Raw genomic sequence first — 22792 nt, forward strand, 5'->3', positions numbered from 1 at the left:
CGATGGAACCGCGTACCTACCCGATGTCGTTCGAGCAGGAGTCGATCTGGCTCAACGACCAGTACCAACAGGGCACCTCGCGCTATCTGGAGACGTGGGTCCACCGGCTGCGCGGAGCCCTCGACATCGTTGCCGTCGAAGCCGCGCTGACCGGCATCGTGGCCCGGCACGAGGCGCTGCGCAGTCGGCTGGTGCTGGTGGACGGTGTTCCCCGGCAGATCGTCGTCCCGCCGATGCGGGTCCCGGTCGACGTACGGCGGATCGCCGCGGACGAGCGCGGAACGGCGCTCAGGGACGCTGTCACCCGGCAGTTGGACCTCGCCGAACCGCCGCTGCTGAAGGCCACACTGCTGGTGATCGGCGACGGCGACAGCGATGGCGACGAGAACGGCGACCACGACAACGACTCCGAGCAGGAGTCGGTGCTCGCCGTCGCCATCCACCACGCCGTGATCGACGGCTGGTGCTTCAGCCTCCTGGACCAGGAGTTCGGCGAGCTCTACCGCGCCGAGGTCGAGCACCGGGCGCCCCGGCTGCCCGAACTGCCTGTCCAGTCGGGGCCGTACGCCGAGCGCCAGCGCAGTACCGGCGCCGAGGACCGCGCGCGGCTGGTCGAGCACTGGCGGGCCGAACTGGCCGGCGCGCCCGCCGAGTCGTCGTTCCCCGCCGACCGCCCGCGCCCGCCCGCCCTCAGCCACCACGGCGGCCAGGTCGAGTTCGCCGTCGACGCCGCCACGGGAGCGCGGATACGCCGCCTCGCCGCGCGGCTGCGGACGACGCGATTCGTGGTGCTGGCCGCCGCGCTGACCGCGCTGATCGGCCGCCACACCGGCCAGGACGATCTCGTCATCGGCACGCCCGTGTCGCGCCGCGACGAGCCGGAGACCGAGGACCTCATCGCCTGTCTCACCGATGTGCTGCCGCTGCGCGGACGGCCGCGCCACGACCGGTCGTTCACGGATCTGACCCAGGAGATGAAGCATCAGGTCCGCTCGGCCGTCCGGCACAAGGACGTGCCGTACAGCCATCTGGTGCGCGAGTTGGGTGTCGAGCGCACGCTCAGCCGCTTTCCGCTCTTCCAGGTGGTGTTCGCGGTCGACGACGCGCCCCCGTCGGCGCTCTCCCTGCCCGGCGTCCGGGCCGAACGCATCCAGGCGCACGGCGGGACCGCCAAGTACGACGTGTTCCTGCACCTGTTGCCCGACGGGGACGGGTACCGCGGGCTGTGGGAGTACTCCGCGGACCTCTTCGACCGGGCGACGGCCGAGCGGCTGGCGGCCCGGTTCGTCACGTTCGTCGCCGACGCCGTCGCCCGCCCCGACGCCGCGCTCCAGGACCTGGCGGTCATGCCCGCCGGCGAGGAGCGGCAGGTGCTCACCGAGTGGGCCCGCGGGGCGCCGCCGCCTTCCGAAGTGCCGCTCGTGCACGAGGCGTTCGCGCGCTCGGCCCGGCGGACACCGGACGCCCCCGCCGTCGTCGCGCACGGGCGGACCCTGTCGTACGCGGAGGTGGACGCCGCCGCCGACCGGGTCGCCGCGGTGCTCGTCGAGCAGGGCGCCGTACGCCGTCCCGTCGGCGTCTGCCTGGAGCGGACAGCGGACCTGCCGGTGGCCGTCCTCGGGGTGCTGAAGGCGGGCGGCAGCTGTGTGCCGATCGACCCGGACCATCCGGCGGAGCGGATCGCGTTCACACTCCGGGACAGCGGGATCGGGATCCTGCTCACCCAGCGCGGCTGCCGGCCGGCCGAACTGCCCGCCGGTGTGCGGGCGGTGCTCATCGACGAACTGCCGGAGGGCCGGGAGCGGTTCGAAGGGGTCGCTCCCATCGCTCCCGTCGTCCCGGTGGCGCCCGACGACCTCGTGTACGTGATCTACACCTCGGGTTCGACGGGCCTGCCCAAGGGCGTCGCCATGGAGCACGGCCCGCTCGCCAACCTGATCGAGTGGCAGCGCCGCAGGTCGGCGGCCGGGCCGGGCACCGGTGAGGGGGCACGGACGCTTCAGTTCGCGCCCCTCGGCTTCGACGTCGCGTTCCAGGAGATCTTCTCGACCTGGGCGGCGGGCGGCGCGCTCGTCCTCGTGGACGAAGAGGCCCGGAGAGATCCGCACCAACTGCTCGACCTGATCACGTCGGAGCGGATCGAGCGGCTGTTCCTGCCGTTCGTCGCGTTGCAGCAACTGGCGGAGTACGCGTGCGCGACCGGCCGCCGCTGCGGCTCTCTCAAGGAGGTCCTCACGGCGGGCGAACAGCTCCATGTCACGCCCGCCCTGCGGCAGTTCTTCGGCTCGCTCACCCCGGCCGCGCTGGAGAACCAGTACGGCCCCTCCGAGACCCACGTCGTGACCGCCGAGCGCCTCGGCCCCGACCCGGCCGACTGGCCCGATCTGCCGAGCATCGGCCGCCCTGTCGACGGCGCGACGGTCGCGCTGCTCGACGAGCGGCTGCGGCCGGTGCCGGCGGGCGCCGTGGGGGAGATCTGCGTCGGGGGACCGGTGGTCGCGCGCGGCTATGTGGGGCGCCCCGAGCTGACCGCCGAGAGGTTCGTGCCCGGCGACATCCCCGGCACCGGCGCGAGCGGCGGCAGCCGGTTCTACCGCACGGGCGACCTGGCCCGGCTGCTGCCCGACGGCCGGATCCAGTACGTGGGCCGGGGCGACGGCCAGGTCAAGATACGGGGCCACCGGGTGGAGACCGGCGAGGTCGAGGCGGCCGTACGCGCCCAGCCCGGCATCGCCGACGCGGCTGTCGTGGCCCAGGAGCTCGGCCCGGGAGCCGGGAAGCGGCTCCTCGCGTACTTCATCACCGGGGACCCGACGGCGCCCGGCCCGGAGGAGATACGCCGGGCGCTGCGTGCCCGGCTGCCCGAACCGCTGGTCCCGGCGCGCTGCGTACCGGTCGACCGCTTCCCGCTCACGCCGAGCGGCAAGGTCGACCGCGCCGCGCTCGCCCAGAGGACCGGTCAGGGCGAGGGCGACACCCCGGGGGCCGGCGCCGCGCCCCGTACCGCCGCCCAGGAGCGGATCGCGCACCTGTGGTCGACGCTGCTCGGCCTCGGCCCCGTCGGCGTGCACGACGACTTCTTCGCGCTCGGCGGCGACTCCCTGCTGGCGACCCGGCTCGTCCTCGCGCTCCGGGAGGAACTGGCCGTACAGATACCGCTCCGCTCGGTCTTCACCTCACCGACCGTCGCGGGCCTCGCCGCACTGGTGGACGACGCCGAAGAACGGGCGCGGGACGAACTGTCCCCGGTCCCGGGCGCCTCCTCCGCAGGAGGGGAGGCTCTTCCCGGCCAGGGCCTTCCGGACCCGAGTCCTCACGACCCGAGCCCTCCCGACCTCGGCGACGACATCCGGCTCGCCCCGGACATCGTCGCCGCGGCCGATGTCCGCACCGTCGTCCCCGACCCGGAACACATCCTCCTCACCGGAGCCACCGGCTTCCTCGGCGCCTTCCTACTGAGGGAGCTGCTGCGGACAACCGACGCCACCGTCCACTGTCTGGTGCGCGGCGGCGATCAGCCGAGCGCCGAGAAACGACTGTGCTCGGTCATCGATTCGTACGGCCTCAGCGACCCGTCCAGCGAGCACCGCGTCTCGGTGATCGCCGGCGATCTGGCCCGGCCCCGGCTGGGCCTCCCGGCGGCCGACTTCGACCGGCTCGCCCGCACCGTCGACGTCGTCTACCACGCCGGGGCCGCCGTCAATCTGGTCTTCTCCTACGAGCAGTTGAGAGCCGCCAACGTGCACGGCACGCAGGAGATCCTGCGGCTCGCCGCCCTGCACCGCACCGTGCCCGTCCATCACATCTCCACCGTCGGTGTGTATGGGGGCGGTGCGGCCGGCAGCGCGTACGGCGCCGCCGAGAGCCCCGTACGCGGCATCCGGTCCATCCGCCCCGAGGACCCGACCGGACCGCTCGCCACACTCGAACACGGCTACACACAGAGCAAATGGGCGGCCGAACAACTCGTGGAGGCCGCGCGTGACCGGGGGCTGCCGGTCTCCGTCTACCGGCCCACCCGGATCACCGGAGAATCGACCACCGGCGTCTGCCAGACGGGCGACTTCATGTGGCTGCTGCTGAAGGGCTGCGTCCAGGCGGGCGTCGCCCCGTCGGGCGTCGACACCGCCTTCGACCTCGTGCCGGTGGACTACGTCAGCGCCGCCGTGGTGGCGCTCTCCCGTCAACCCCGGTCGGCGGGACGGACGTTCCATCTCGCGGGGGAGCGCCCACTGCGCATGGACACCGCCGTCACGCGCCTGCGCGCGCTGGGCCACGCCGTCGAGGACGTCCCGCCCGCCGACTGGCTGGCCGCCACCGAGGCGGATCCCGGCAACGCGGCCTTCCCGCTGCTCGCGGCCATGGCCGCCGAGACGCGCGGAGGGGGATCGGAGGGGAGCGCGTTCTTTGACGCGCGGGACACCCGGCGTGCGCTGGCGGGCACCGGGATCGTCTGCCGCGACATCGACGAAGAGCTCTTCCGTACGTATGTGGACTACTTCACCCGCACGGGCTTCCTGCCGCCACCGGCCCCCTCCCGGGCGAGCCTCGCCGACCCCGCCGCCGGTCCGGGGCCGCTCCCGCCCCCAGCTCCGGCCCCCTCGTCGGTGCCGAGGCCGCAACCGCAGCCGAAGCCCCGGTCGACCCCGTCCGGCCCTACGCCACCTCGTCCTCATAAGGAGGCTCCGCGCCGGTGCGGGAGCAGGTGACCGCGGCGGCCCGTGCGGCGAAGCCGAGGATGTCCCGCCACTGCCCCGCGTCGAGCGCGTCCACCGCCCCTTCGACAGGACGTCGCGAACGCCCAACTGGTGCAGCAGCGCGGCGTTCACGGTGTCCCCGGCGCCGATGGTGTCCACGACGTCCACCGGGGCGCCCGGTACTGCGAGCTCCAGCCCGGCCCGTGTCCGTACGCTCAGCCCGTCGGCGTCCCGCGTGAGCACCACGGCCGCGGGGCCGCCCGCCCCACCGCCCGCCCCACCGCCCGCCCCACCGCCGGAACCGCCCGCCCGGCCTTCGGTGGCCTGCTGCGGGACCAGGTCGATCAGTGCCTCTCCGGCGACGACGATCACGCCGCCGAACGTAACCCATCGTCCTCACACGCGACAGCGTGTGCATGGCCGGCCGCACACGATGCCCGCGGCGGGCGCCCGAATCGCCCCGGGTAGGGTCGGGACCAGCGCCAGCCTTTCTGACCAGTGGAGACACCATGCCCGCCCGGCCCACCTCCCGTCGTACCGTCCTGAAGGGGGTCGCCGTCGCCGGTGCGGCCGGTGCCGGCGTGGCCGCCTGCTCCACCGAGTCGAAGCTCGGTCACGCGCAGGAGCCGACCCCGACCGCCCCGGTCGACCTCGGCGCCGCCGACGCGGTACCGGTCGGCGGCGCCAAGCTCTACCGGGAAGAGCGTCTGGTGGTGAGCTGTCCCGCCGAGGGCCAGTACAGGGCCTTCAGCGCGCAGTGCACCCACGCGGGCTGTGTGCTGGAGAAACTGGACGGTAACGAGGGCAACTGCCCCTGCCACGGAAGCCGGTTCGACGTCACGACGGGCAAGGCGTTGAAGGGCCCGGCGACGGTGCCGCTGCCCGAGGTGCCGATCAGCGCGAAGGACGGCAGGCTCGTCGCCGGACCGGACGCCTGAGCGCCCCCTCTTCAAGCCGTACAACACCCCCACCGCCCCACCCGGCGCGGCCACACTGTCGGTGCCCGCAAGTAGGGTGGAAGACATGGCCGACCCCTCCAGCTACCGCCCCAAGCCGGGACAGATCCCCGACTCCCCGGGGGTCTACAGGTTCCGCGACGATCACCGCCGGGTGATCTATGTCGGGAAGGCCAAGAGCCTGCGCCCCCGGCTCTCCAGCTACTTCCAGGACCTGGCGAATCTTCACCCGCGCACCCGCACGATGGTCACCACGGCCGCGTCCGTCGAGTGGACGGTCGTCTCCACCGAGGTCGAGGCGCTCCAGCTCGAATACTCGTGGATCAAGGAGTACGACCCCCGGTTCAACGTCAAGTACCGCGACGACAAGAGCTATCCGTATCTCGCGGTCACGCTGAACGAGGAATTCCCGCGCGTGCAGGTCATGCGCGGCGCCAAGAAGAAGGGCGTGCGCTACTTCGGTCCGTACGGCCACGCGTGGGCCATCCGCGAGACCGTCGACCTGATGCTCCGGGTCTTTCCCGTACGCACCTGCTCCGCCGGGGTGTTCAAGAACGCCGAGCGCACCGGACGGCCCTGTCTCCTCGGCTACATCGGCAAGTGCTCGGCGCCCTGCGTCGGCCGTGTCACCCCGGAGGAGCACCGCGAACTGGCCGAGGAGTTCTGCGACTTCATGGCCGGCCGCACCGGCGCGTACATCCGCCGGCTGGAGCAGCGGATGGCCATCGCCGCCGAGGACATGGAGTACGAGAAGGCGGGCCGGCTGCGCGACGACATAGGGGCGCTGCGCCGGGCGATGGAGAAGAACGCCGTCGTGCTCGCCGACGCCACCGACGCCGACCTGATCGCCGTCGCCGAGGACGAACTGGAAGCGGCCGTACAGATCTTCCACGTCCGCGGCGGACGCGTCCGCGGCCAGCGCGGCTGGGTGACGGACAAGGTCGAGGAGGTCGACACGGCGGGCCTGGTCGAGCACGCGCTCCAGCAGCTGTACGGGGAGGAGATCGGCGACTCGGTTCCCAAGGAGGTCCTTGTCCCGGCCCTGCCGGAGGACCAGCGGGAGACCGACGCGCTCTCCCAGTGGCTGAGCGACCGCCGGGGCTCGCACGTCTCGCTGCGGATCCCGCAGCGCGGCGACAAGAAGGACCTGATGGCGACGGTGGGGCGCAACGCCCAGCAGTCGCTCGTCCTGCACAAGACGAAGCGGGCCAGCGATCTGACGACACGCTCGCGGGCCCTGGAGGAGATCGCGCAGGCGCTCGGGCTGGACAGTGTGCCGCTGCGCATCGAGTGCTTCGACATCTCGCACCTCCAGGGTGACGACGTCGTGGCGTCGATGGTCGTCTTCGAGGACGGCCTCGCCCGCAAGAGTGAGTACCGCCGCTTCCAGATCAAGGGCTTCGAGGGCCAGGACGACGTCCGTTCGATGCACGAGGTGATCGGCCGCCGCTTCAAGCGCTACATCGCAGAGAAGGAGCGGACGGGGGAGTGGACGGCGGAGGAGGGCGCCGACGCCCAGGACCAGAACGGTGAGGATCCGAACGGCCAGGACCGGGCCGCCCAGCAGCCGAGCGCCCCGGGCGAGGACGGGCACAACGGCCACACCGGACCGTCGTCTCTCAAGGAGGACGACGGCAGGCCCAAGCGTTTCGCGTACCCGCCCCAGCTCGTCGTGGTCGACGGCGGACAGCCCCAGGTGGCCGCCGCCAAGCGGGCCATGGACGAGCTGGGCATCGACGACGTCGCCGTCTGCGGCCTCGCCAAGCGCCTCGAAGAGGTCTGGGTGCCCGACGACGACGATCCCGTGGTGCTGCCCCGCTCCAGCGAAGGGCTGTACCTTCTCCAGCGCGTACGTGACGAGGCCCACCGCTTCGCCATCACCTATCAGCGGGCCAAACGGGCCAAACGCATCCGCAGCAGCCCCCTGGACGACGTCCCCGGCCTCGGCGAGACCCGGAAGCAGGCACTCATCAAGCATTTCGGCTCGGTGAAGAAGCTCCGGCAGGCCACAATCGAGCAGATCTGTGAGGTGCCGGGGCTCGGCCGCAAGACGGCCGAGTCCGTGGCCGTGGCCCTCGCCCAGACGGCACCGGCCGCGCCCGCTGTCAACACGGCAACAGGAGAGATCATGGAAGACGACGGGGGCAGCACGCATGACTGAGCAAGACCGGGACGGAGTGGCAGACGTGAGTACGGGTGAGCCCAAGGAACGCGCGGAGGGGGCAGCACAGGAAACGGGCGGGAAGACCACGCGGGAGAACGCCGGAGAGCCCGTCGAAGGGACCGACGCGTCCGGGGAGCCCGTCCCCGAGCCCGCCATCCCCGAGCTGGTGATCATCTCCGGCATGTCGGGCGCGGGCCGCAGTACGGCCGCCAAGTGTCTTGAGGACCTCGGCTGGTTCGTCGTGGACAACCTGCCGCCCGCGCTGATCCCCACCATGGTCGAGCTCGGCGCCCGCTCGCAGGGCAACGTCGCCCGGATCGCCGTGGTCGTCGACGTCCGGGGACGCCGCTTCTTCGACAACCTGCGCGAATCGCTCGCCGACCTCGACGCCAAGCAGGTCACCCGCAGGATCGTTTTCCTGGAGTCCTCCGACGAGGCCCTGGTCCGCCGCTTCGAGTCCGTACGCCGTCCGCACCCTCTCCAGGGCGACGGCCGGATCGTGGACGGCATCGAGGCCGAGCGCGACCTCCTGCGCGAGCTGCGCGGCGACGCCGACCTGGTGATCGACACCTCCAGCCTCAACGTCCACGAGCTGCGCGCCAAGATGGACGCCCAGTTCGCCGGCGACGAGGAGCCGGAGCTGCGGGCCACCGTCATGTCGTTCGGCTACAAGTACGGCCTGCCGGTCGACGCCGACCTCGTGGTCGACTGCCGCTTCCTGCCGAACCCGCACTGGGTCCCCGAGCTGCGCCCCTTCACCGGCCTCAACGAGGAGGTGTCCGGCTATGTCTTCAACCAGCCGGGCGCCAAGGAGTTCCTGGACCGCTACACGGAGCTGCTGGAGCTGATCGCCGGCGGCTACCGCCGTGAGGGCAAGCGCTATGTGACCGTCGCCGTCGGCTGCACCGGCGGCAAGCACCGCTCCGTCGCCATGTCGGAGAAGCTGGGCGCGCGGCTGGCCGCCGAGGGAATCGAGACCGTTGTCGTCCACCGGGACCTGGGGCGCGAGTGACCGGACGTAACTTCCGGCTGCGGCGGCTGCGCAGGGACACACCCGCGCTGGCCGGCCGTGGCCGCGGCGCCCAGCCCAAGGTCGTCGCGCTCGGCGGCGGCATGGGGCTGTCCGCCTCCCTGACGGCGCTGCGCCGGATCACCGGCGATCTCACGGCGGTCGTCACTGTCGCCGACGACGGCGGTTCCAGCGGCCGGCTCCGCGAGGAGCTGGGCGTGCTGCCGCCGGGTGATCTGCGCAAGGCGCTGGCGGCGCTGTGCGGCGACGACGACTGGGGCCAGACCTGGGCCCGCGTCATCCAGCACCGCTTCCAGTCCAAGGGCGACCTGCACGAACACGCGGTCGGGAATCTGCTGATCGTCGCCCTGTGGGAACAGCTCGGTGACCATGTCCTGGCCCTGGACCTGGTCGGCAAGCTCCTCGGCGCCCACGGCAGGGTGCTGCCGATGTCCGCGGTGCCGCTGGAGTTGCAGGCGCTCGTACGGGGCCATGACCCGGACCACCCGGACGAGATCGACACCGTACGGGGCCAGGCGACGGTCGCCCTGACCCGCGGCGAGGTGCAGTCGGTGCATCTCGTGCCGAACGACCCGCCGGCGGTCCCCGAGGCCGTCGCCGCCGTCCTCGACGCCGACTGGGTGGTGCTCGGCCCCGGTTCCTGGTTTTCCTCCGTGATCCCCCATCTCCTCGTGCCCGAGTTGCTCGACGCGCTCGTGGAGACGAAGGCCCGCCGGGTGCTCTCGCTGAACCTCGCGCCGCAACCCGGTGAAACCGATGGCTTCTCACCGCAGCGTCATTTGGAGGTTTTGGGACGACACGCCCCTAAACTCGCCCTGGACGTGGTGCTGGCCGACGAGGCCGCCGTGCCCGACAGCGAATCACTCTCCGACGCCGCCATGCGGTTCGGTGCCGCGGTCGAGCTGGCCCCGGTGGCCCGGCCCGACGGACTTCCGAAGCATGACCCGGAACTGTTGGCCGCCGCGTACGACCGTATTTTTCGGATGCATGGAAGGATCGGCCCATGGCGATGACGGCAGCGGTGAAGGACGAGATCGCCCGGCTTCCGGTCACCCGTACGTGCTGCAGGAAGGCCGAAGTCTCGGCGATTCTCCGGTTCGCGGGTGGTCTCCATCTGGTGAGCGGACGCATTGTGATCGAGGCGGAGCTGGACACCAGCATCGCCGCGCGCCGACTGCGCAAGGACATCCTGGAGATCTTCGGGCACAACTCCGAACTGGTGGTGATGGCCCCCGGCGGACTCCGCCGCGGCAGCCGCTACGTCGTACGGGTGATTACCGGCGGTGACCAGCTGGCCCGTCAGACGGGCCTGGTCGACGGCCGTGGCCGGCCGATCCGCGGACTGCCTCCCCAGGTGGTCTCCGGCGCGACCTGTGACGCCGAGGCGGCCTGGCGGGGCGCGTTCCTCGCACACGGTTCGCTCACCGAGCCGGGGCGCTCCTCCTCGCTGGAGGTGACCTGCCCGGGGCCCGAGGCGGCCCTCGCGCTCGTGGGCGCGGCCCGCAGGCTCCAGATCCCGTCCAAGGCGCGTGAGGTACGCGGCGTGGACCGGGTCGTCGTACGGGACGGGGATGCGATCGGGGCGCTGCTGACGCGGCTCGGGGCGCACGAGTCGGTGCTGGCGTGGGAGGAGCGGCGGATGCGCCGCGAGGTCCGCGCGACGGCCAACCGCCTGGCCAACTTCGACGACGCGAATCTGCGCCGCTCGGCCCGCGCGGCCGTGGCGGCCGGGGCCCGGGTGCAGCGGGCGCTGGAGATCCTGGGCGACGAGGTGCCTGAGCACCTGGCCGCCGCAGGCCGGCTGCGCATGGAGCACAAGCAGGCGTCGCTGGAGGAGTTGGGCGCGCTCGCCGATCCGGCGCTCACCAAGGACGCGGTGGCGGGACGGATTCGCAGGCTGCTGGCGATGGCGGACAAGAAGGCTCAGGACCTGGGCATTCCGGGGACGGAGTCGACGCTGTCGGAGGAGATGGCCGACGGCCTCGTCGGCTGAGGACGCCACACCACCGCGACACCAACATGCCGCTGCCGGTACCCCGAAGGGACCGACAGCGGCATTTTGCATGGCTTTGATGCGCCCTTGACATGACCATGCAGGTTGGCGAGCCTGTCGGCGTCCCGTCACACCTGTGGCGGACCACAGCAAGGGGGGCACATGAGACGCGGAGCGAGAGCGATCCTCGCGGCGGGCGCACTGTTGCTGAGCGGAATCACGGCGGCACCCGGCGCCCGGGCCGACACGGCCACCGAAAGGTCCCCGGCAGCGGCCGGGGACACCCTCAAGGTCTTCGACGCCGAGGTCACCGCCGGGCAGGTGCCGCTGCTCCTCGCGGCCGGCCAGGACGCCCATGAACTGGGCGAGTCGGTGCCGAAGGGCGGCAGGGCGAAGGTCGAGCTGTTCCTCACCGGCGACCAGGCGCGCGGGCTTGAGGCCCAGGGCGTCGAGGTCACCGAGCGGAAGATCTCCGCGCAAACGGAATCCCGGCTGAAGGCGGCAGGGGACGGGGTGTACCGCCCGTACAGCGGACCCGGCGGTCTCCAGGAGGAGATAACCGAGGCCGGCGCGGCCAACCCCGGCCTCACCAAGGTCGTTTCCATCGGCAAGACCATCCAGGGCAAGGACATCCTCGCCCTCAAGCTCACCAAGGGCGCGGACAGGACCAGGGACGGCGCCAAGCCCTCCGTGCTCTACATGTCCAACCAGCACGCGCGGGAGTGGATCACCCCCGAGATGACGCGGCGGCTGATGCACCACTATCTCGACAACTACGGCAAGGACCCGAGGATCACGAAGATCGTCGACTCCACCGAGCTGTGGTTCGTCCTCTCCGCCAACCCCGACGGCTACGACTGGACGCACGCCGCCGAGGCCAACCGTCTCTGGCGCAAGAACCTCCGCGACGTCAACGGCGACGGCGTCATCAGCCGCGGCGACGGCATCGACCTGAACCGTAACTTCACCTACAAGTGGGGCTACGACAACGAGGGTTCGTCCCCGCAGTCCACCGGCGAGACCTACCGGGGCGCCTCCCCCGGCTCCGAGCCCGAGACCCAGGCGATCGACCGCCTCCAGAAGCGCATCGGGTTCGACTACGGCGTCAACTACCACTCCGCCGCCGAACTGCTCCTCTACGGCGTGGGCTGGCAGGTCGCCACCCCGACCCCCGACGACATCCTCTACCGGTCGCTCGCCGGCACCCCCGAGAACTCCGCGGTCCCCGGCTACTACCCGCAGGTCTCCTCCGAGCTCTACACCACCAACGGCGAGGCCGACGGACACGGCGCGAACGTCAACGGGATCATGATGTTCACCCCGGAGATGACCACCTGCGAGACGGTCTCCGACAGCATCCCTGACGACGCCTGGGAGGCGGACGACTGCCGGTCCGGTTTCAACTTCCCCGACGACGAGAAGCTGATCCAGGCGGAGTTCACCAAGAACATCCCCTTCGCGCTCTCCGTCGCCGAGACCGCAGCCCACCCCGACCGGCCGTCCTCATCGGTCGGACTGAGCGCCCCCGACTTCACCCCCGACACCTTCACCACCTCCTACGCGCGCGGCGGTGACCAGGAAGTCGCCGTCACCGCCCGCAAGTCGGTGCGGAAGAAGGAGCTGAACTACCGGATCAACGGCGGCCGGACGCACGACGAGGACCTGCGGGCCTGGAAGGGCGGTGAGACCTACGGCGGCGAGGACAACCTCCACTTCGACGAGTACCGCGCCGAGGTCGAGGACGCCGGTCCGGGCGACCGTGTCGAGGTCTGGTTCACCGGCCGTACCAAGAGCGGCAAGCGCACCACCAGCGACCGCTTCACCTACACGGTGGCCGAACGGCCCCGCGCCGACACCCTCGTGATCGCCGACGAAGGCGCGCCCGCGCAGTACGCGCGCGACTACGTCGACGCCCTCCGGGCCAACGGCCGTACCGCCGTTGTCTGGGACGTGGCCACGCAGGGCGCACCGCACCCCCTGGGCGTCCTCAGCCACTTCACCACCGCTGTCCACCACACCGGCGCGGGCACCTCGGACGGCGATACGCAGATCTCCGTACGCGACTTCCTCAACGAGGGCGGCAAGCTGATCGAGGCGGGCGAGCGGGCCGGCGGGAACGCACAGGTCGGGCGCACGCAGACGAACGACTTCAGCCAGTACTACCTCGGCGCGTACGGGCGTATCCCCGCGGCGGGCGCCACCGGTTTCACCGGGGCCGGCGCGCTCCTCGGGACGTCGGGACCGCTCGGCGCGGCACCCGGCAACCCGCTGGACCAGGCGGGCACATACACCGTCACCTCCTCCGTACTCGCCCCGGACCTCTTCCCGCAGTTCGCCAGCGCGGCGGCGGGGACCTACGACGTCGGCACCGGGGCCGCGGCGGTGACCACGAGGGACACCGTCCTGCTCGGCTTCGGGCTGGAGCAGGTCACGGACGCGTCGGCGCGCGCCGACTTGCTCGGGAAGGCGCTGCGGGCCCTGCGGCGCTGACCGCGCCCGTACCACCGGGGCCGCGTCAACCCCGCGGCGTCCCGTACCCCCACCGGGCGGTACGGGACGCCGCTGGTTGGCAGGACCCCGGGCCCTGGCCCCCACGCGATGTCACCGAGGCGCGTGGGGGGAGGTAGGGTCATAAGAGGTCGGGGACATCCCATACGCACTCGCCGGCGTCGAAACCCGGCGTACCAACGAGGAGATCGGTTCGTGACGATCCGCGTAGGCATCAACGGCTTTGGCCGCATCGGCCGTAGCTACTTCCGCGCGCTGCTGGAGCAGGGTGCGGACATCGAGATCGTGGCTGTCAACGACCTGGGTGACACCGCGACCACCGCTCATCTGCTGAAGTACGACACGATCATGGGCCGCCTCAAGGCCGAGGTGAGCAACACCGCCGACACGATCACGGTCGACGGCAAGACGTTCAAGGTGCTCTCCGAGCGCAACCCGGCCGACATCCCCTGGGGTGAGCTGGGCGTCGACATCGTCATCGAGTCGACCGGCATCTTCACCAAGAAGGCCGACGCCGAGAAGCACATCGCGGGCGGCGCCAAGAAGGTCCTCATCTCGGCTCCGGCCAAGGACGAGGACATCACCATCGTGATGGGCGTCAACCAGGACAAGTACGACGCGGCCAACCACCACGTCATCTCCAACGCCTCCTGCACCACCAACTGTGTGGCGCCGATGGCCAAGGTTCTCCTGGAGAACTTCGGCATCGTCAAGGGCATGATGACGACGGTCCACGCGTACACCAACGACCAGCGCATCCTGGACTTCCCGCACAAGGACCTGCGCCGCGCGCGTGCCGCCGCCGAGAACATCATCCCGACCACGACGGGTGCCGCCAAGGCGACCGCGCTGGTCATCCCGGAGCTTGAGGGCAAGCTCGACGGCATCGCGATGCGCGTCCCGGTCCCGACGGGCTCCGTCACCGACCTGGTCGTCGAGCTGGAGCGCGAGGTGACCAAGGACGAGGTCAACGCCGCGTTCCAGAAGGCCGCCGAGGGGCAGCTGAAGGGCCTCCTGGAGTACACCGAGGACCCGATCGTCTCCTCGGACATCGTTAACTGGCCGGCCTCCTGCACCTTCGACTCCTCCCTGACCATGGTCCAGGGCAAGAGCGTGAAGGTCATCGGCTGGTACGACAACGAGTGGGGCTACTCCAACCGGCTGGTCGACCTGACCACCTTCATCGGCGGGCAGCTCTGACAGCGGTCCGGTAGGCAACTTCCGAATGTGTTCGACAGGGCTCGTGCGGCGCGACGTGGCGCTGACCGGGCCCTGTCGTCCGTGTGCTGTCCGTGCCGGCTCATCCGTGTGCTCGCGGACGTCGCGGGACGTGGAGCCGCTCTCAAGGAGTCACTGATACATGAAGACGATCGACGAACTTCTCGACGAAGGGGTCGCCGGCAAGCGCGTCTTCGTCCGGGCCGACCTCAATGTGCCGCTCGACGGCACCACCATCACGGACGACGGCCGGATCCGCGCCGTGCTGCCGACCGTCGCCAGGCTCGCCGAGGCCGGCGCCCGCGTGATCGTGGCCTCGCACCTGGGCCGCCCGAAGGGCGCGCCGGACCCCGCCTTCTCGCTGGCCCCCGCCGCCGCGCGGCTCGGTGAACTCCTCGGCGCCGGCGTGGCGTTCGCGACCGACACCGTCGGTGATTCCGCGAAGGCCGTCGTCGGCGACCTTGAGGACGGACAGGTCGCCGTCCTGGAGAACCTCCGCTTCAACGCCGGTGAGACGTCGAAGGACGACGCCGAGCGCGGCGCCTTCGCCGACCGGCTGGCCGAGCTCGCCGACCTCTACGTCGGCGACGGCTTCGGCGCCGTACACCGCAAGCACGCCTCGGTCTACGACCTGCCGGCCCGGCTGCCGCACGCGGCGGGCGGTCTGATCGCCACCGAGGTCGGCGTGCTCAAGAAGCTCACCGAGGACGTCGAGCGGCCGTACGCCGTCGTCCTCGGCGGCGCCAAGGTCTCCGACAAGCTCGGCGTCATCGACCACCTCCTGGAGAAGGCCGACCGCATCCTGATCGGCGGCGGCATGGCGTACACCTTCCTCAAGGCCCAGGGCCACGAGGTCGGCGCCTCGCTGCTCCAGGAGGACCAGATCCCGGCCGTCCAGGAGTATCTGAAGCGCGCCGGCGAGCGGGGCGTGGAGTTCGTCCTGCCGGTCGACGTCCTGGTCGCGCCGGCCTTCCCCGACCTGAAGACGAAGGCGCCGGCCGACCCGGCGACCGTCCCGGTCGACGCCATCCCCTCGGACCAGATGGGTCTGGACAGCGGTCCGGAGACCAACCGGCTGTACGCGTCGAAGCTCGCCGACGCGACGACGGTCTTCTGGAACGGCCCCATGGGTGTCTTCGAGCACCCCGACTACGCCGAGGGCACCCGGGCCGTCGCCCAGGCCCTGATCGACTCCGACGCCTTCACGGTCGTCGGCGGCGGCGACTCGGCCGCCGCCGTCCGGATCCTCGGTTTCGACGAAAACGCATTCGGCCACATTTCGACCGGTGGCGGCGCCAGCCTCGAATACCTCGAGGGCAAGACGCTTCCCGGCCTCGCCGCACTGGAGGACTGACCTACTGATGGCAGCTGAAACCCCGACCGAGAAGACCGCCCGTACCCCGCTGATGGCGGGCAACTGGAAGATGAACCTCAACCACCTTGAGGCCATCGCGCACGTCCAGAAGCTTGCCTTCGCCCTGACCGACAAGGACCACGACGCGGTCGAGACGGCCGTCCTGGTGCCGTTCACGGACCTGCGGTCCGTGCAGACGCTGGTCGACGGCGACAAGCTCAAGATCAAGTACGGTGCCCAGGACATCTCCTCGCACGACTCCGGCGCGTACACCGGTGAGGTCTCCGGGCCAATGCTGGCCAAGCTGAAGTGCACGTACGTGGCCGTCGGTCACAGCGAGCGACGCCAGTACCACGCCGAGAACGACGAGATCTGCAACGCGAAGGTGCGGGCCGCCTTCAAGCACGGGCTGACCCCGATCCTCTGCGTCGGAGAGGGGCTGGACGTCCGCAAGGCCGGTGAGCAGGTCCCGCACACGCTCGCGCAGCTCGACGGCGGCCTCAAGGACGTCTCGGCCGACCAGGCCGAATCCGTCGTGATCGCCTACGAGCCGGTGTGGGCCATCGGCACGGGCGAGGTCGCCACCCCCGAGGACGCGCAGGAGGTCTGCGGGGCGATCCGCGCGCGGCTCGCGGAGCTGTACTCGCAGGAGCTGGCCGACCAGGTCCGTATTCAGTACGGCGGCTCGGTGAAGGCCGGGAATGTCGCCGCGATCATGGCGCAGCCGGATGTGGACGGCGCCCTTGTCGGCGGTGCGGCGCTGGACGCCGAGGAGTTCGTCAAGATCGTCAGGTTCCGCGACCAGTAAGTATGCGAGGACGCGGATCCGTCGTACCCTGGCGGGGGCCGACAGGCATTTCACAGGTGCCGCCGGCCCCCGTTGTCCTCGCAGTTCCGTCCAATCCCGATTCAATTCGAGAGAATTCCGGAAAGTAGGTCCAGCCGTGATTGTGGGGTTCTCGATCGCCCTGATCGTCTTCAGCCTGCTGCTTATGCTGCTGGTGCTGATGCACAAGGGGAAGGGCGGCGGTCTCTCCGACATGTTCGGTGGCGGCATGCAGTCGTCCGTCGGTGGTTCCTCGGTCGCCGAGCGTAACCTCGACCGCATCACCATCGTGGTCGGTATGGGATGGTTCGCCTGCATTGTCGTGCTTGGTCTGCTGATGAAGCTGGACAGCTGACCGGTCGTACAGTACGTCGCCGGGGGCGCGGCCTATCATGAGGCCCTGCGTCCCGGCGGTGGGGGTGTAACTCCACTTGCTGGACGCGCGTTGGGCCATACGTAGACTGGGGCGCTCGACAGCGGAGATGCCTCTCGACGCTTGATGCTTGCGGCACCATTCACGCAGGGAGTTACGACCGTGGCAAGTGGCAACGCGATCCGGGGAAGCCGGGTCGGAGCGGGGCCGATGGGTGAGGCCGAGCGTGGCGAGTCCGCGCCACGCGCGCGCATCTCCTTCTGGTGCTCCAACGGGCACGAGACGCAGCCGAGCTTCGCCAGTGACGCACAGATTCCGGACACGTGGGACTGCCCACGGTGCGGATTCCCGGCCGGCCAGGACCGGGACAATCCCCCGGATCCACCGCGCACAGAGCCGTACAAGACACACCTCGCCTATGTACGCGAGCGGCGCAGCGACGCGGACGGCGAGGCGATCCTCGCCGAAGCCCTCGCCAAACTGCGGGGCGAAATCTAGACATTGATCCGGCCGGACACCCAAAGGTGCCCGGCCGGAGCCGCATTCGCGGACGGCCGATTGTCAGTGGCATCCCTTACGGTCCGAACAGGAAGACCGAAAGGGAGAGTTGTGACCACGGACGAGTCGACCGACGGATCGGCGCCCGGAATGACGGCCGGGGCGAGAGCCGATGCGCCGGCGGCCGGGGGAAAGCCGGCGCAGGCGCGAGTGCCCGCGTGGCGCGGGGGATTCGGGCGGCTCTGGAGCGCCGCCGTGATCTCCCGGTTCGGTGACTCGCTGCGTACGGCCGCACTGCCGCTGCTCGCCGCCTCGTTGACCGACGACCCTCTTCTCATCGCCTCGGTGACCGCCTGCGGCTATGTGCCCTGGCTGCTCTTCGGACTGCTGGGCGGCGCCGTCGCCGACCGGGTGGATCAGCGGCGGGCCATGTGGGCCGTCGACCTGGCGCGTGGCGTGCTGATGGCGGGGTTCGCGCTCGCGGTCGCGCTGGACCACGGCACGATCGCGCTGCTGCTCGCCCTCGCCTTCCTGCTCACCACCCTCCAGACGCTCTTCGACAACGCCGCCACGGCCCTGCTGCCCGCCGTCGTTCCCCGCGAGACGCTGGCCGGCGCGAACGCCCGCCTCATGACCGGCCAGCAGGTCGCGAGCGGCTTCCTGGCGGCGCCACTGGTCCCGGCGCTCCTGGTCATCGGCGCCTCCGCACCATTCGCGGCCAACGCCGCCACCTATGTCGTCGGCGCCCTGCTCATCGCCTCCCTGCGGACCGACGCACCGGGCAGGGCCCCCAAGGCGGCGGGCAGCACCCTGCGTGCGGAGATGGCGGAGGGGACGCGCGCCCTGTGGCGGGACAGCGTGCTGCGGGGCCTGTCCGTGGCGACTGCCCTGTCGAACATCGGCATGGGCGCCCTGATCGCCACCCTCGTCCTGCACATCACCGGCTGGCTGGACGCGGGCAACGGCGGGTACGCGGCGGTCATCACGGCGTACGGCGTCGCCGGCGTCGTCGGCGGACTGGTGGCACCGCGGCTCGGCCTCCGGATCGGGCGGACCCGGAGCGTCCTTGTCGCCGGGATCGTCCAGACCTGTGCGCTGGTGGTCCTCGGGACCGTTCGTGAACTGTGGGTGGCCATCGCCGCCATGGCGGTGTTCGCGGTGATGGGCATGGTCTGGAACGTGAACCAGGCGACCCTGATACAGGAGCGGAGCCCGGCCGAGATGCTCGGCCGGATCAGCTCCGCCTTCCGCACGCTCGCCATCGGCGGCGCCCCGCTCGGCGCGCTGCTCGGCGGCCTAACCGCGGCGGCCTGGGGACTCAACACGCCCGCGCTGCTGGCGGCCGGTGCGTTCACACTCGCTGTCGCATCGCTCGGCGCTCTGATCAATTAGGTTGGGAGGGCAGCCAGGATCTCCAGCACACTCCTGGGCACCGCACTCACGCAGGCACTCACGTACGAGAAGAAGTGGGCTGAAGCAAGATGTCCGAGAACAAGGCAGAAGGCCGCGCAAAGCTGAACCGACTGCCCCAGTGGAGCGCGCTGGGCAAGCATCGTGAGCAGCTGGGGGAGACGAATCTGCGGGAGCTGTTCGCCACGAACCCGGCGCGCGGCACCGGCTACACCCTCCAGGTCGGTGACCTCTACCTGGACTACTCCAAGCATCTGGTGACGGACGAGACGCTCACGCTGCTGCGTGACCTGGCGGAGGCCACCGGCGTCGCGGGGCTGCGGGACGCGATGTTCCGCGGCGAGAAGATCAACACCACCGAGGACCGGGCCGTGCTGCACACCGCGCTGCGCGCCCCGCGTGACGCGGTGATCGAGGTCGACGGCGAGAACGTGGTTCCGGGCGTGCACGCCGTCCTCGACAAGATGGCCGCCTTCTCCGAGAAGGTCAGGGCGGGCGAATGGCTCGGCCACACGGGCCGCCCCGTCCGCAACATCGTCAACATCGGTATCGGTGGGTCCGACCTCGGCCCCGCGATGGCCTACGAGGCGCTGAAGTCCTTCACCCACCGCGATCTGACGGTCCGTTTCGTGTCGAACGTCGACGGGGCCGACCTGCACGAGGCCGTGCGCGATCTGGACCCCGCCGAGACGCTGTTCGTCATCGCCTCCAAGACCTTCACCACCATCGAGACCATCACCAACGCCACCTCGGCCCGCGACTGGCTCCTGACCGGGCTCAAGGCCGGCCAGGAGGCCGTGGCCAAGCACTTCGTGGCGCTGTCCACCAACGGCGAGAAGGTCGCCGACTTCGGCATCGACACGACGAACATGTTCGAGTTCTGGGACTGGGTCGGCGGGCGGTATTCCTACGACTCCGCCATCGGTCTCTCGCTGATGATCGCGATCGGACCCGACCACTTCCGCGAGATGCTCGACGGCTTCCACCTCGTGGACGAGCACTTCCGTACCGCGCCTGCCGAGTCCAACGCACCGCTGCTGCTCGGCCTGTTGGGGGTCTGGTACGGCGCGTTCTTCGACGCCCAGTCGCATGCGGTCCTGCCCTACAGCCACTATCTGTCCCGGTTCACCGCGTATCTCCAGCAGCTGGACATGGAGTCCAACGGCAAGTCAGTGGACCGCGACGGCGAGCCGGTCCAGTGGCAGACGGGACCCGTCGTCTGGGGCACCCCCGGCACCAACGGCCAGCACGCGTACTACCAGTTGATCCACCAGGGTACGAAGATCATCCCGGCCGACTTCATCGGCTTCGCCCAGCCCGTCGACGACCTGCCGCACCAACTGGTCGCCCAGCACGACCTGCTGATGGCCAACTTCTTCGCCCAGACCCAGGCGCTGGCCTTCGGCAAGACGCCCGACGAGGTCCGGGCCGAGGGCGTCCCCGCCGAACTCGTGCCGCACAAGACGTTCCGGGGCAACCACCCCACCACCACGATCCTCGCCGGGACCCTGACCCCCTCCGTACTCGGCCAGCTCATCGCGCTGTACGAGCACAAGGTCTTCGTCCAGGGCGCGGTGTGGAACATCGACTCGTTCGACCAGTGGGGCGTCGAACTCGGCAAGGTCCTCGCCAAGGAGATCGAGCCGGTCCTCACCCAGATCGACGGCGGTCGCGAAAGCTCCCAGGACAGGCCGCTGGACGCCTCGACGGCCGAGCTGGTCACGAAGTACCGGGCACTGCGGGGGCGTTGAGCCGATGACCGAGGGGGAGGAGCGGCGGCTCAGACCGCCGAACAACACGCTGAACGAGAGGGCGGTCGCCTGGTGGCGTGCGCAGTGGCTGCTGCTCACCCTGGCGCCGGTGGCCGTCCTCGGCGTGCTGGGCGCGCTCATAGCCCCGGCGCGCGTCTGGCTGCTGGTCCCCGCCGCCGTCCTCGCCGTGCTGGGCCTCGCCTGCACGGTGTTCCTGCCGAAGTGGTGGTTCCGGGTGCACCGCTGGGAGGTGACGGACGATGCGGTCTACGTCCGTACCGGCTACTTCTGGCAGGAGTGGCGGATCGCGCCGATGTCCCGGATCCAGACCGTGGACACCGTACGGGGCCCGCTGGAGCAGTTGTTCAAGCTCTCCACCGTCATCGTCACCACCGCCTCCTCCAAAGGAGCGGTACGGATCGAAGGGCTCGGCCATGAGCTCGCCGCGGAGCTGGCCGAGCAGCTGACGCACATCACCCAGGCCACGCCCGGGGACGCGACGTGAGCACGGTCGCGGTGCCGGCGCCGGGGGAGGGATGGCGCAAGCTCGACAAGCGCACCCTGCTCGTCACCGCCGCGGTCATGTCCAGCGTGGCCGGCGGAGCCGGAGTCCCGACCGCCATCGGACTCGCCGGCGGCATGGGGCTGGGGCGCGCACTCGCCTGGGTGCTGCCCGCGGCCCTGCTGCTGATCGCCGCCGGTACCGGCGCCGACTACGTCCGCTGGCGCCGCACCCGCTACCGAATAGGCCCCGACCGGGCCGAGCTCCACACCGGACTGCTCCTGGTCAAACGCCGCTCACTGGGACGCGAACGGATCAGGAGCGTCGACCTCACGGCCAACCTCCTGCTGCGGATCCTCGGACTGGTGAAGGTCCGCATCGGTACGGGAGAGCACACCGGCGGCGAATCCACCCTGGAACTCGACCCGGTCACCCGCGCCGAGGGCGAGCGTCTCCGTACGGAACTGCTGGACCGCACCGCGTCGGCCGGCGCCGGGCACCCGGACGGGATGCTGGCCGTCCTCGACCCCCGCTGGATCGGCTACGCCCCCCTCTCCTTCGTCGCGCCCCTGCTGGGCGGCGCGGCGGCGGGCGGCGTGATGCAGGTCGGTGAGTGGTTCGGGGTCCAGCACGAGGTTCTGGTCTGGATCGCGGACCGGTTCCGGGACACCTCGATCGTGGTGACGGTCGTCGTGCTCGTGGCCGCCGCGCTCCTGGCCGGCGTGGTCGGTTCGCTCGGCCTCTGGGTTGAGATGTGGTGGAACTACCGGCTGGAGCGGGAGCCCGGCGGCACGCTGCGGGTCCGGCGCGGCCTCTTCACCTCCCGGTCGGTCTCCATAGAGGAGCGCAGGCTGCGGGGCGTGGAGCTGGTCGAGCCGATCGGTGTGCGGCTCGTCGGCGCGGCGCGGGTGGATGCCGTCGCGACGGGGCTCACCCAGGACGACGACGACAAGCACACCGACCTCAAGACGCTGCTGCCGGCGGCGCCGAGGGCGGTCGCCGACGAGGTGGCAGCGCACGTCCTGCGCGAGACGTCGTCCCTGACGAGTGCGGCCGTTCTGACCCCGCACCCGCTTGCCGCGCGCGGGCGGCGGCTGCGCTGGGCGGTGGGGGCCGCGCTGCTGCCGGTGCTGGTCCTGGTGATCCTCGGCCTGCTCGTGAGCGAGGTGCTGCTGCCGATCGCGGCAGCGTGCGCGGTGGTGCTGGTGCCGATCGCGGTGGCGCTCGCGCTCGACGCGTACCGCAGTCTCGGGCACGGGCTCAGCGGGGGTTATCTGGTCGCGCGGTCGGGGACGGTGCGGCGGTCCACCGTCGCGCTCCAGCGGGGCGGTGTCGTGGGCTGGACGGTCAAGCAGTCGTACTTTCAGCGGCGGGCCGGGCTGGTGACGCTGACGGCGACGACGGCGGCGGGGGACGGCGCGTATCACGTTCGTGACGCGGCGGTGGGGGAGGGGTTGGGGTTCGCGGCGGAGGCGGTGCCGGGGCTGCTGGAGCCGTTCCTGGAGAAGTAGG

General features: G+C 70.8%; 15 protein-coding genes and 2 pseudogenes. 16 read left to right on the forward strand and 1 reads right to left on the reverse strand.

From position 1 onward, the window contains the following. Positions 1-2 precede the first annotated feature (2 nt). The gene (locus tag OIE74_RS29880) at positions 3-4709 is read left to right on the forward strand and encodes a non-ribosomal peptide synthetase (protein ID WP_329389085.1); all 4707 of its coding nucleotides are present in this window, start codon (positions 3-5) and stop codon (positions 4707-4709) included. Here OIE74_RS29880 and OIE74_RS29885 read toward each other — a convergent pair. After that, positions 4657-4961: pseudogene (locus OIE74_RS29885) on the reverse strand (PfkB family carbohydrate kinase); the annotation flags it as partial. The gene OIE74_RS29880 and the pseudogene OIE74_RS29885 sit on opposite strands and share 53 nt — an antisense overlap. 245 nt (positions 4962-5206) lie before the next feature. Here OIE74_RS29885 and OIE74_RS29890 point away from each other — a divergent pair. The 15 genes and pseudogenes from OIE74_RS29890 to OIE74_RS29960 all read left to right on the forward strand — a co-directional run bounded on the left by OIE74_RS29890 (position 5207) and on the right by OIE74_RS29960 (position 22791). Continuing rightward, a complete protein-coding gene (locus OIE74_RS29890) occupies positions 5207-5635 on the forward strand; it encodes a Rieske (2Fe-2S) protein (protein ID WP_329389087.1) in 429 nt (142 codons plus the stop codon). Positions 5636-5720: 85 nt separating this feature from the next. After that, positions 5721-7814 carry an excinuclease ABC subunit UvrC gene (gene uvrC, locus OIE74_RS29895; protein ID WP_329389089.1) on the forward strand — a complete coding sequence of 698 codons (2094 nt, stop codon included), beginning with the start codon at positions 5721-5723 and terminating at the stop codon, positions 7812-7814. Further along, a complete protein-coding gene (gene rapZ, locus OIE74_RS29900) occupies positions 7807-8829 on the forward strand; it encodes an RNase adapter RapZ (RefSeq protein WP_329389091.1) in 1023 nt (340 codons plus the stop codon). The genes uvrC and rapZ overlap by 8 nt, the downstream gene beginning before the upstream one ends. Then, positions 8826-9860 (forward strand): gluconeogenesis factor YvcK family protein, encoded by a 1035-nt coding sequence (locus OIE74_RS29905; protein ID WP_329389093.1) that lies wholly within the window; start codon positions 8826-8828, stop codon positions 9858-9860. The genes rapZ and OIE74_RS29905 overlap by 4 nt, the downstream gene beginning before the upstream one ends. Next, the gene (gene whiA, locus OIE74_RS29910; protein ID WP_329389095.1) at positions 9851-10840 is read left to right on the forward strand and encodes a DNA-binding protein WhiA; all 990 of its coding nucleotides are present in this window, start codon (positions 9851-9853) and stop codon (positions 10838-10840) included. The genes OIE74_RS29905 and whiA overlap by 10 nt, the downstream gene beginning before the upstream one ends. A 162-nt stretch (positions 10841-11002) precedes the next feature. Then, positions 11003-13198 (forward strand): annotated as a pseudogene (locus OIE74_RS29915) (M14 family metallopeptidase); the annotation flags it as partial. Between the two features lie 345 nt (positions 13199-13543). After that, a complete protein-coding gene (gap, locus tag OIE74_RS29920; RefSeq protein ID WP_329389099.1) occupies positions 13544-14548 on the forward strand; it encodes a type I glyceraldehyde-3-phosphate dehydrogenase in 1005 nt (334 codons plus the stop codon). Positions 14549-14708: 160 nt separating this feature from the next. After that, positions 14709-15920 carry a phosphoglycerate kinase gene (locus OIE74_RS29925; protein ID WP_329389102.1) on the forward strand — a complete coding sequence of 404 codons (1212 nt, stop codon included), beginning with the start codon at positions 14709-14711 and terminating at the stop codon, positions 15918-15920. Between the two features lie 7 nt (positions 15921-15927). Further along, complete coding sequence (gene tpiA / locus OIE74_RS29930; RefSeq protein WP_329389104.1) at positions 15928-16728, forward strand: triose-phosphate isomerase; 801 nt, start codon at positions 15928-15930, stop codon at positions 16726-16728. A 136-nt stretch (positions 16729-16864) separates the two neighbouring features. Continuing rightward, positions 16865-17101, forward strand: a complete 237-nt coding sequence (gene secG, locus OIE74_RS29935; RefSeq protein WP_329389106.1) for a preprotein translocase subunit SecG — start codon at positions 16865-16867, stop codon at positions 17099-17101. A gap of 180 nt (positions 17102-17281) precedes the next feature. Beyond that, positions 17282-17617, forward strand: a complete 336-nt coding sequence (locus tag OIE74_RS29940; RefSeq protein WP_329389108.1) for an RNA polymerase-binding protein RbpA — start codon at positions 17282-17284, stop codon at positions 17615-17617. Positions 17618-17767: 150 nt separating this feature from the next. Beyond that, complete coding sequence (locus OIE74_RS29945; RefSeq protein WP_329392497.1) at positions 17768-19009, forward strand: MFS transporter; 1242 nt, start codon at positions 17768-17770, stop codon at positions 19007-19009. 89 nt (positions 19010-19098) lie between these two features. Next, positions 19099-20778, forward strand: a complete 1680-nt coding sequence (pgi, locus tag OIE74_RS29950) for a glucose-6-phosphate isomerase (protein ID WP_329389110.1) — start codon at positions 19099-19101, stop codon at positions 20776-20778. Positions 20779-20782: 4 nt separating this feature from the next. Next, positions 20783-21283 carry a PH domain-containing protein gene (locus OIE74_RS29955; protein WP_329389112.1) on the forward strand — a complete coding sequence of 167 codons (501 nt, stop codon included), beginning with the start codon at positions 20783-20785 and terminating at the stop codon, positions 21281-21283. Then, the gene (locus tag OIE74_RS29960; RefSeq protein ID WP_329389114.1) at positions 21280-22791 is read left to right on the forward strand and encodes a PH domain-containing protein; all 1512 of its coding nucleotides are present in this window, start codon (positions 21280-21282) and stop codon (positions 22789-22791) included. The genes OIE74_RS29955 and OIE74_RS29960 overlap by 4 nt, the downstream gene beginning before the upstream one ends. Position 22792 lies beyond the last annotated feature (1 nt).

The sequence above is a fragment of the Streptomyces sp. NBC_01716 genome (assembly GCF_036248275.1).
Lineage (GTDB): Bacteria > Actinomycetota > Actinomycetes > Streptomycetales > Streptomycetaceae > Streptomyces.

What these genes read in the sequence shown, in the direction of transcription:
- tpiA (WP_329389104.1), top strand. Translation starts at nt 15,928, where the DNA reads ATGGCAGCTGAAACCCCGACCGAGAAGACCGCCCGTACCCCGCTGATG.
- OIE74_RS29925 (WP_329389102.1), top strand. Translation starts at nt 14,709, where the DNA reads ATGAAGACGATCGACGAACTTCTCGACGAAGGGGTCGCCGGCAAGCGC.
- rapZ (WP_329389091.1), top strand. Translation starts at nt 7,807, where the DNA reads ATGACTGAGCAAGACCGGGACGGAGTGGCAGACGTGAGTACGGGTGAG.
- uvrC (WP_329389089.1), top strand. Translation starts at nt 5,721, where the DNA reads ATGGCCGACCCCTCCAGCTACCGCCCCAAGCCGGGACAGATCCCCGAC.
- OIE74_RS29945 (WP_329392497.1), top strand. Translation starts at nt 17,768, where the DNA reads ATGACGGCCGGGGCGAGAGCCGATGCGCCGGCGGCCGGGGGAAAGCCG.
- OIE74_RS29880 (WP_329389085.1), top strand. Translation starts at nt 3, where the DNA reads ATGGAACCGCGTACCTACCCGATGTCGTTCGAGCAGGAGTCGATCTGG.
- whiA (WP_329389095.1), top strand. Translation starts at nt 9,851, where the DNA reads ATGGCGATGACGGCAGCGGTGAAGGACGAGATCGCCCGGCTTCCGGTC.
- pgi (WP_329389110.1), top strand. Translation starts at nt 19,099, where the DNA reads ATGTCCGAGAACAAGGCAGAAGGCCGCGCAAAGCTGAACCGACTGCCC.
- OIE74_RS29890 (WP_329389087.1), top strand. Translation starts at nt 5,207, where the DNA reads ATGCCCGCCCGGCCCACCTCCCGTCGTACCGTCCTGAAGGGGGTCGCC.
- OIE74_RS29955 (WP_329389112.1), top strand. Translation starts at nt 20,783, where the DNA reads ATGACCGAGGGGGAGGAGCGGCGGCTCAGACCGCCGAACAACACGCTG.